The sequence below is a fragment of the Chloroflexus sp. genome (genome assembly GCF_034435895.1).
Classification (GTDB): domain Bacteria; phylum Chloroflexota; class Chloroflexia; order Chloroflexales; family Chloroflexaceae; genus Chloroflexus.
Window position 1 is genome coordinate 1 of the sequence record NZ_DAOTWH010000302.1, and the last position, 9,415, is coordinate 9,415.

Consider the following 9,415-nt stretch of genomic DNA (forward strand, 5'->3'; position numbering starts at 1 on the left):
TAGGGGCGACGTATGCGTCGCCCCTACCGCGGCCCCGTCCGTTGCCCCGTCCGTTGCCTTGGCATCCGCCGGCTTTGCTACGGATGAATCATTGGTCAAAAAAATAACACCGTGGACATGATTAGGCATCACCACAAATTTATCTAATACAGCACGGGAGAAATGCTTTGGAATATCTAGCCAACACTGATGAGCGATTGCTCTCATTTCACGTAACTGCACCATGCTATGGACGGCTGCTCAAAACAAATGCTTGCCGCGTTGGGGCATGATCGTTATACAATACCCACCCGCCTGCGTATCATCACACCCGCGCAACCGAATACTCCGGCGATGAGGCTAGTGAGGTTCAGAGTGATTCATCAGGACACCGTAAAGAAAAATGCGCCTAGAGAGGCGCATACGGTAGCTAACAAAATAATGATCGCTATGACATGTACGGCTTAAACAGCATTGCGAGCAAGTCTGGCTGATCGGGATAATCGCGCTCTAACTTCTGGCACAGTGCCATCAAACGCGCTGCCTGATCGCGCCGTTTCCAGATCGCCTGCGCAAAACGATCGTCTTCGATCACGCCGCGCTCGCGCAAAAAGGCGTAAAACTGCTTGAGCGCACTGCACATATCACGGATATGTCGTTCTGAGCCATCGTGGTGATTGGGGTAGTAATAAAACAGAAACTCGTCAAGCATCGCATAGTCGCCTTCATGCAGCGATCGTTGGTAAAACGAAGCCAAAAACTGGGCGTATGGCTTCAAAAGGCGGGTCTGCGCGAGCGCAGTCGAACGCTTCTTCCCCATCTCGAGCAAATAATCACTATACTGATTAATCAGATTGACACTCTGGGTAAATGCGGCATCTTCACCATCATCGTCATCCCACCCTTCATCACCAAATTCATCATCATCATCCCAGTCGTCGTCATCGCTCCATGCGCTCGCATCAAGCTCATCGAGTGGCTCACTATCGCTATCAACGCTATGTTTCGTGATCCAAGAATTGTTCGACGGTGATGTAGGCGGCACATCGATCCGCGGGAATAAATCGGGCGCTTTGGCTAATAGATAGTTCAGATGGCGGCTCAGAATAACCTCAGCTTCTTCTGGAGTCGCTTCGGACAATTGCTGCTGAACTTCCGGCGGCAGAATTTCTTGCATGCGCAACACGGCCCGCGTCATCGCATCCATATTGATGGCCACACCCATCATTTCATCCATCGTATCCCAGAAATGATCCTCTTCTTCATCAGCGACTCGTGATTCACGCGACAGATCGCCGTTCCAGAGACCGGCCTGCTGATCTTGGGTACGTGAACGTTGAATCTCTTGCTGCAAAGCCGTAATCTCATCGATGACCGACTGCTTGGCCGGAATCTGCACCTGTTGCGCTTGATCCACCAATGATGGATGGAACACCACATCATCGCTTGATGTTCCTTGCAATAACAATCGCCCTATATCAAAATGCGGATCATATGCCTGTAGCAACGAATCTTCAATCAAATACAAGCGCGGATCACTCAACACAAGATACTGCCATGGCCGTCCGGGGTACCCTGTCCGCCACGGCGCACTGGCAAAAATCGGCAGAATAACCTCTTCACACGGCTTCACACCGGCATCGACCTGCTTGACAATCGCCTGCAGCAGAGCGCGATCCTGTTCATCGACGCGGCTCGCCTGAAATGCGCTGGCTGGCTCATAGGTGAAAGACAACTCTGGCCGCTTCTGATAGCGAATTTCGACCAGAATACTGTCACCAGCGGCGAAGTGATGGCGTTGAAACCACTTTCGCATGTCAACCGCAGCATGAGAGGCAAAACCGGTTGCTTTCGCCTTTGGTTCCTTCACGGCCAATATCGCACCCTGTTCATCATAGATGATTGGAAAGGGCTGCCGACGCAGACCGGCAAAGGGGCGCAGATGGGCAATCGGCAACCGGCCCTCGGCGATGTCTTGCGGGCGGGGCCAACACCGGAACCGCAATCCATCGAGCGCCAACCGCAGAGGGAGATATTGCAAGCGATTAATTCTCACCCAACCGAGCGTGATGCTTTCCCAGCGCAGGCTGCTGCGCACTGAAGCTACCGCGTAGTTTACCGACCAGCGCGCTTTCATCAGATCGCACAGTTGGGCAACGCTTACCGGCTGATCAAGTTCGTCAGCTAAGGCCTGCAATACTTTGGGGATCGTCAGCTCTGACTTTGACATCTGCACATTCTCCCTCGAATTGGAGCTGAACAACAACAGCGTCCGCGATTAACGCAGCGCAATAGCCGCATGCTGCGGCCCCATCCGGCAAATAGATCGGGATGGATCAGTTCGGCCAATAACTCTAGGCTATCAACCACGCGCGGGCCGGGACGGCTGAAGTAGGTATTGCCATCAACCGCAAAGACATTGCCCGTCCGTACCGCCGGCAAGGCATACCAACCGGCCCGCTGCGGCAAAATAGCGTTAGCTTCAGCCACGGCCCGTTCGAGCGTAAACCCGCAAGGCATCGCAATGATCACTTCTGGCGCACAGGCGATCACATCCGTCCACGATACCCGTTGTGATCGCTCACCGGCAACCCCTAGCACCGGCTGGCCACCGGCAATCGATACGAGTTCCGGCGTCCAGTGGCCCGGCCCAAACACTGGATCGAGCCATTCGAGGCAGGCGACGCGGGGACGATAGGTCGCTTGCGCGGCCCGCGCGCGCACCCGCTCAACCCGCGCTGCCAGTTCGTCAACCAACGCCTCGGCCCGTTCGGGCGCCCCCAATGCTCGCCCAATCGCCTTAATCGAGCCGAAGATACCGGCCAAGCTCGTCGGTTCAAACGACAACACCTGCGCCGTCCCGCTGGCGACTGCCGCTTCCGCCTGCCGTAACGGCACGGCGCACACATCGCACAGCGCCTGCCTCAAGATCACATCGGGCTGGAGCGCCTCGATCAACGCCATGTCGAGCTGGTAGATCGAGCGATCGTTGCGCGCGTGCTCGCGAATCGCCGCATCGATCTCAGCCGACGAACTCTCGTCCTGCTCCAGCATACTGCGCGTCACTACCGGCAACCCGCGCACTTCCGGCGGATAGTCGCACTCATGGGTCACTGCAACCAGATGGTCGCCAAGCCCCAGCGCACAGACGATTTCGGTTGTTCCCGGCAGCAGCGAGACAATGCGCATGGTCATCCTGCCCAACACGGTCTACCACTAGCTACAGCGTAGCATCCGATGGGGCTAGTGTCAAGAATCCTATTCGATTGTGATAACTTTCAAAAAGTTGGTTGGCCCATAGCGATAGACCGGGTGCCCACCGCTTAACACGATGAGATCGCCTCGCCGAACAATGCCTATCTCACGCATCATACGCACAATCTGCAGTTCGAGTTCTTCTAGCCGATCACGGGCTTCGATCACGATCGGGGTCACTCCCCAATAGAGGCTCGTGCGGCGGGCCGTCTCTTCACTTGGGCAGAAAGCAATGACCGGTACTTCAGGACGATAATGCGAGACCAGCCGGGCACTCGCGCCGCTTTGGGTCAAAACGGCGATAAACCGCACCGGCAGCGTATTGGCAATGGTGCAAGCTGCCGCTGCAATCGCGCGCGGCGTCGATTGCGCCGGCGCGATTGTCCAGCGCGGCGTGGCCGGATGTTGGCTGTTGCTCAACGATGCCTCAACCGCATCAGCGATCAGCGCCATCATTTGCACCGCCTCGATCGGGTAAGCGCCGGCGGCTGTCTCGCCACTGAGCATCACGGCATCGGTGCCGTCAATGATGGCGTTGGCGACATCACTCGCTTCGGCGCGGGTGGGCCGCGGATTGTGGATCATCGACTCAAGCATCTGTGTAGCCGTAATCACCGGCAACAGCGCCTGATTGGCTGCCGCAATAATCTGCTTCTGCACGATCGGCACTCGCTCTGGCGGCATCTCGACCCCTAGATCGCCGCGCGCAACCATGATCCCATCCGCCTCAGCCAGAATCTCCGGCAATACATCGAGTGCTTCGGGCCGTTCGATCTTGGCGATCACCGGCGTCTGCTTGCCCGCTCGCCGGATAAACTCCTTCACTTCACGCACATCACTCGCCCGGCGCACAAACGAGAGTGCAACGTAATCGACGCCCTGTTCAAGCCCAAAAGCGAGATCAACGAAATCCTTCTCCGTCGCCGCCGGCGCGCTCACCCGCACTCCCGGCAAGTTGATGCCTTGGTGTTCACGCAAACGACCGCCATGCACGACTTCGGTTTCGACTTCGGTGTCGGTATGGCTAGTTACTACGAGCTCGATTAACCCATCTGACAACAAGATACGATCGCGTGGTCGCACATCGAGCGGCAAGGCGCGGTAGGTTGTGCTCACCCGATTAGCATCACCGATAATCGGCTCAGTGGTGATAATAAACCGCTGCCCGGCCATCAATTCAACCGGCTGGCCATTAGCCAGCGGCCCGGTGCGAATCTTCGGCCCCTGCAAGTCTTGCAAGATCGCAACGTGACGGCCTGCCTCCGCCGCTGCCCGCCGTACCATCGCAATCCGCGCTGCGTGATCGGCGTGCGTCCCATGCGAGAAATTAAGCCGGGCCACGTTCATGCCGGCCCGAATCAATCCGGCGATCCGTTCAGGTGTACTCGTCGCCGGCCCAAGGGTTGCCACAATTTTTGTGCGTCGCATAAGCTCCACTCTTGCACTATATCTCGCTCACCCGGTGTCATTGCGAGCCGCGCGATCGGTCTTGCCCCCACCCCAGCCCTCCCCCGCTGGGGGAGGGAGACATCACCGCCGCTCACATGCTGTCATGGCGAGCCGCGCTCCGCGCGGCGAAGCAATCCCCCACGAGCACGGGAGTAACCCGCTCAGGCAGGCTGCGCGCTGCAGCAGGAGATTGCTGCGGGCGCTGCGCGCCCTCGCTATGACAACCGAGCACGACTTCTCGCACGAACAATAGCGCTCGTCACCTATCACTTGTGTGTCACCGCGAGTATATGCCAGACCAACGATTCGTGCAAGGTTGCGGATGCAATTGTTGCTTATGGGCCGACTGTCACCAGCGGCGCAATCTGGCTGAACAGCTTTTCGCCAATGCCGGGCACCTCGCGGAGTTCTTCTACGCTGCGGTACGGCCCCTGCGCTGTGCGCCGGTCAATAATTCGAGCCGCCAGCGTTGGTCCAATCCCCGGCAACTCTTCCAGTTCAGCCGCGCTGGCGCGGTTGAGGTTAATCAACCCGGGTTGCTCGCTTGCTGCCGCTTGCGCCACTGCTTCTCCCGCGTATGGCACACGAATGTGCTCGCCATCCCGCACCTGCGCCGCCAGATTGATCCCGCTCACATCAGCCAGTTCGACCAAGCCGCCTGCCGCTTGCAGCGCGTCAACCACCCGCGCCCCCGGCCCTAACCGGTAGACATCCGGCGCTACCACCGCCCCCGACACATATACCACCAACGGCGCGACCGTGGGTGTGGGCAATGCCTCTACCGCAAACGCTTCCACCGCTGCTGCTCCATCCGGCCACCACATCGCCTTCGCCTCCGGCCCAAACGCGATCAGCAATCCACCAATCAGCGCACAGATCACCGCCGCTACCCGCTGCGGTCGCCGGTACCACGGCTGTCCTTCCACGTCCATCGCTTACCTCCGTGCTGCTGCGCCCCATGTTTGCCCTCTATATAAGAAACCGCAGCAACCGGCCAAAAGTAACGCGCATGTTCCAACGCAACGTTAACACTGCGCTATCGCGTCACAGATACCGCTCTGCTAGAGTAAAAGCAGCACAAGATATAAGGAGGTGGACGTATGTCCTTCAATACTAATCGGTTTACGCAGAAATCGTTCGAAGCGATCGCGGCGGCGCAGGCGGCGGCTGAACGGCTGGGCAACGCCGAGGTGCAGCCGGAACACCTGCTTTTCGCCTTGCTCGACCAAAGCGACGGCGTGGTGCCGCAGGTGCTGGCCAAGCTGAATCTGCCGGTCGGCGTGATTAAGCAACAGATTAATAACGAAATTGCCCGCTTCCCGCGCATGAGCGGCGGAGGCGCGCAGGTGCAGCTTGGTTCGCGCTTGCGCACGGTGCTGGTCAAGGCCCACGATGAATTGGCCCAGTTTGGCGACGAGTACGTCAGCACCGAGCACTTGCTGCTGGCGATCCTCGACCATGCCGGCGGCGGGGCCGAGCGCGTGCTCAAGCAAGCTGGCTTGACCCGCGATAAGCTGCTAATGGCGTTGCGCGAAGTGCGTGGCGCGCAGCGGGTGACGAGCCCGAACCCCGAAGGCACCTATGCTGCGCTTGAACAGTATGGCCGTGATTTGACCGAGCTGGCCGCGCGCAATAAGCTCGACCCGGTGATCGGGCGCGATGAAGAGATCCGGCGCGTGATCCAGATTTTGTCGCGCCGCACCAAGAATAACCCGGTGCTGATCGGCGAGCCGGGTGTCGGTAAGACGGCGATTGTCGAGGGCTTGGCCCAGCGCATCGTGCGCGGCGACGTGCCCGAAGCGCTGAAGAACAAGCGGGTGATTGCGCTTGACCTTGGCGCGCTGATCGCTGGCGCTAAGTATCGCGGCGAGTTTGAAGAGCGGCTGAAAGCGGTGCTCAAAGAGATCCAAGAGCGCGACGATGTAATTTTGTTCGTTGACGAGCTGCACACCGTCGTCGGCGCTGGCGCAGCTGAAGGCGCGATGGATGCCGGCAATATGTTGAAGCCGATGCTGGCCCGCGGCGAGCTGCACATGGTCGGCGCGACCACGCTCGACGAGTACCGCAAGCATATCGAGAAGGACGCGGCACTTGAGCGACGCTTCCAACCGGTGATGGTCAATCCGCCGTCAGTCGAAGATACTATCTCGATTTTGCGCGGTCTCAAAGAGCGCTACGAGACCCACCACGGCGTGCGTATCACCGACGGCGCGATTATCGCGGCGGCGATGCTCTCCGATCGCTACATCTCTGACCGCTTCTTGCCCGACAAGGCGATCGACCTGATCGATGAAGCGGCGGCGCGCTTGCGTATGGAGATTACCTCCGACCCGCAAGAACTTGACGATCTGAAGCGGCGGATGATGCAGTTGGAGATCGAGCGCGAGGCGTTGCGCAAAGAGAAGGATCAGGCCAGCAAAGAGCGGCTTGAGAAGCTTGAGCAAGAGTTGGCCAACCTGCGCGAGCAGCGGGCGACGCTGGAAGCGCAAATCCAACGTGAACGGCAAGAGCTGGAGCGCATCCAGCAACTGAAAGAGAAGATCGAACAGACCCGCGCTGCGATCGAGCAGGCCCAACGCCAATACGACTACAACAAGGCGGCAGAGTTGCAGTACGGCACGCTGGTCAGCCTCGAACGCGAGCTGCAAGAGACTGAGGCCAAACTTGGCGGCCAAAATCGCTTGTTGCGCCAAGAAGTCACCGAGACCGACATTGCCGAGATTATCTCGAAGTGGACTGGCATCCCGGTGACGAAGTTGCTCGAAGGCGAGCTTGAGAAGCTGGTGCATATGGAAGAGCGCCTGCACCAGCGCGTCGTCGGCCAAGACGAGGCGGTCTCAGCGGTGTCGAACGCGGTGCGCCGCGCTCGCGCCGGTTTGCAAGACCCCAACCGGCCCTTGGGCAGCTTCCTGTTCCTTGGCCCGACCGGCGTCGGCAAGACCGAGCTAGGTCGCGCACTGGCCGAGTTCCTCTTTGACGACGAGCAAGCTATGGTGCGGATCGACATGTCGGAGTACATGGAGAAGCACTCGGTGGCTCGCCTGATCGGTGCGCCTCCCGGCTACGTCGGCTACGATGAGGGCGGCCAGTTGACCGAAGCGGTGCGACGCAAACCTTACAGCGTCGTGCTATTCGACGAGATCGAGAAGGCGCATCCCGACGTCTTCAACGTCTTGCTGCAAGTGCTTGACGATGGCCGGTTAACCGACGGTCAAGGCCGGGTGGTCAACTTCAAGAACACGGTCATCATTATGACCAGCAACATCGCTAGCGCGACGATTCAGGAGCTGGCCCGCGAAGGTGCGCCGCAAAGCGAGATCCGGGCCGCAGTGATGGAAGAGCTGCGCAGCGTGTTGCGGCCAGAGTTCTTGAACCGGATCGATGAAGTGATCGTCTTCGCGCCGCTTACCCGCGAGCACATCGACCGGATCGTCGAGATCCAGCTCAACCGGCTGCGCAAGCTGCTGGCCGATCGCAAGCTCAACCTCGAACTGACCGCTGCCGCGCGAGCGCAGTTGGCTGCCGAGGGGCACGACCCGGTCTACGGCGCGCGCCCGCTCAAGCGGGTGATCCAGCAACGGATCCAAAACCCGCTGGCGCTGCAATTGCTGCAAGGCGCCTTCCCAGAGGGCAGCACGATCGTGGTCGATGTCGAAAACGGCAACTTCGTCTTCCGGCGCGGCTAAGCCTCACGCCGCCGGTAACCGGCGCGCAAGGGATTACCTCCCTTGCGCGCCGGTTTTTCGGTTTGCGGTGGGGTATAATGAAACAGCGTTTGCGCGCTGCGTCGCATCAAGCGCCAGCGCGTTGGCATCCACCAGAAAGGCGCCAGAGGTATGGAAACGCCCCTCACCAGCCACGCAACCCGCGAGCGAATCATCGCGCTCGTGCAGACCTTGCCCGCCGAGAGCCTGCCAATCGTTGAGGCGTTCGTCCGGTTTGTCCAAGCGCAGCAGGCGGCAGCGCTCGCCCAACCAGCCACGCCGTGGTGGTATCCGACGGTTGCCGCGCCAGTAGCAGTTTTGGATCGACTTACCGGGTTACTATCTGATATTGAAGGTGATGCGTTAGCAGACACTGAAGCGGTATACGACGAAGCGTAATCTCGCCCAAGCGCCCTTATCAGTAATCGCAATTCTAGCAACCGAGTGCAACTCTGGAAATCGCCATTGACACATCAGTCGTGGTAGGCATTCTGACGCAACGTGACACATGGCATCAACAAGCGACTGCACTTTGGCAAGCCATCAAAGAGCAAGGCCATACGCCCATCTACTTTGACTGTGTAATTGCCGAGGCCGCTAGTGTTTCGTTGCGTCGCTTATCAGAACAACGACAGGGACAACAAATTGATGCGCTATTGAAACGTTTGCAGATGGAATTCACGCCCGATACGCTAACATAGATCTTACCCGACGTACCGCGCCTCTACCCGAACATCATTGACCTTATGCGCCATTCTGGCGGCGAATTGAACTTCCACGACGCACTGATCGCGCTCGCGTGCCGTGAACGGAATATCACGGCGCTTACCAGCTTCGACAGCGATTTCGATCGGCTGCCATGGCTACGCCGGTTTGCCCAACCGAGCGACGTGCAGCGCAGCTAACCTGCTCGTTCCTTTTTGCCTGTTCGCAACGCTGTAATAATCTGCTGCACCAGATCGATCGGCAGCAACCCATCCGTCTGCACAGTCAGATCGGCTAACTCGGCATAGAGCGGCGCGCGCGCC

Annotated in this window: 7 protein-coding genes and 1 pseudogene; 3 read left to right on the forward strand and 5 right to left on the reverse strand. The window is 58.9% G+C overall.

The features are described from left to right. From U9R81_RS16870 to U9R81_RS16890, 5 genes and pseudogenes are all read right to left on the reverse strand, one after another. A pseudogene (locus U9R81_RS16870) lies at positions 1-225 on the reverse strand (hypothetical protein); the annotation flags it as partial. A gap of 202 nt (positions 226-427) precedes the next feature. Then, on the reverse strand, positions 428-2,209 hold the full coding sequence (locus tag U9R81_RS16875; protein WP_322496588.1) for a hypothetical protein: 1,782 nt from the start codon (positions 2,207-2,209) through the stop codon (positions 428-430). After that, positions 2,191-3,168 carry a cobalamin-binding protein gene (locus U9R81_RS16880; protein ID WP_322496589.1) on the reverse strand — a complete coding sequence of 326 codons (978 nt, stop codon included), beginning with the start codon at positions 3,166-3,168 and terminating at the stop codon, positions 2,191-2,193. The genes U9R81_RS16875 and U9R81_RS16880 overlap by 19 nt, the downstream gene beginning before the upstream one ends. A gap of 69 nt (positions 3,169-3,237) precedes the next feature. Next, the gene (gene pyk / locus U9R81_RS16885; protein ID WP_322496590.1) at positions 3,238-4,662 is read right to left on the reverse strand and encodes a pyruvate kinase; all 1,425 of its coding nucleotides are present in this window, start codon (positions 4,660-4,662) and stop codon (positions 3,238-3,240) included. A gap of 356 nt (positions 4,663-5,018) precedes the next feature. Further along, positions 5,019-5,615, reverse strand: coding sequence for a ComEA family DNA-binding protein (locus U9R81_RS16890; protein WP_322496591.1), 597 nt, complete (start codon positions 5,613-5,615; stop codon positions 5,019-5,021). A 168-nt stretch (positions 5,616-5,783) separates the two neighbouring features. Between U9R81_RS16890 and clpB the strand changes: the two genes are divergently transcribed. From clpB to U9R81_RS16905, 3 genes are all read left to right on the forward strand, one after another. Then, positions 5,784-8,369, forward strand: a complete 2,586-nt coding sequence (clpB, locus tag U9R81_RS16895) for an ATP-dependent chaperone ClpB (protein WP_322496592.1) — start codon at positions 5,784-5,786, stop codon at positions 8,367-8,369. A gap of 150 nt (positions 8,370-8,519) precedes the next feature. Further along, the gene (locus U9R81_RS16900; protein ID WP_322496593.1) at positions 8,520-8,786 is read left to right on the forward strand and encodes a hypothetical protein; all 267 of its coding nucleotides are present in this window, start codon (positions 8,520-8,522) and stop codon (positions 8,784-8,786) included. A gap of 302 nt (positions 8,787-9,088) precedes the next feature. After that, positions 9,089-9,292, forward strand: coding sequence for a type II toxin-antitoxin system VapC family toxin (locus U9R81_RS16905; RefSeq protein ID WP_322496594.1), 204 nt, complete (start codon positions 9,089-9,091; stop codon positions 9,290-9,292). Positions 9,293-9,415: the final 123 nt, after the last annotated feature.

Excerpts from the sequence above, each read along its gene's own strand:
- clpB (WP_322496592.1), top strand. The coding sequence starts at position 5,784 with ATGTCCTTCAATACTAATCGGTTTACGCAGAAATCGTTCGAAGCGATC.
- U9R81_RS16875 (WP_322496588.1), bottom strand. The coding sequence starts at position 2,209 with ATGTCAAAGTCAGAGCTGACGATCCCCAAAGTATTGCAGGCCTTAGCT.
- U9R81_RS16890 (WP_322496591.1), bottom strand. The coding sequence starts at position 5,615 with ATGGACGTGGAAGGACAGCCGTGGTACCGGCGACCGCAGCGGGTAGCG.
- U9R81_RS16900 (WP_322496593.1), top strand. The coding sequence starts at position 8,520 with ATGGAAACGCCCCTCACCAGCCACGCAACCCGCGAGCGAATCATCGCG.
- U9R81_RS16880 (WP_322496589.1), bottom strand. The coding sequence starts at position 3,168 with ATGCGCATTGTCTCGCTGCTGCCGGGAACAACCGAAATCGTCTGTGCG.
- pyk (WP_322496590.1), bottom strand. The coding sequence starts at position 4,662 with ATGCGACGCACAAAAATTGTGGCAACCCTTGGGCCGGCGACGAGTACA.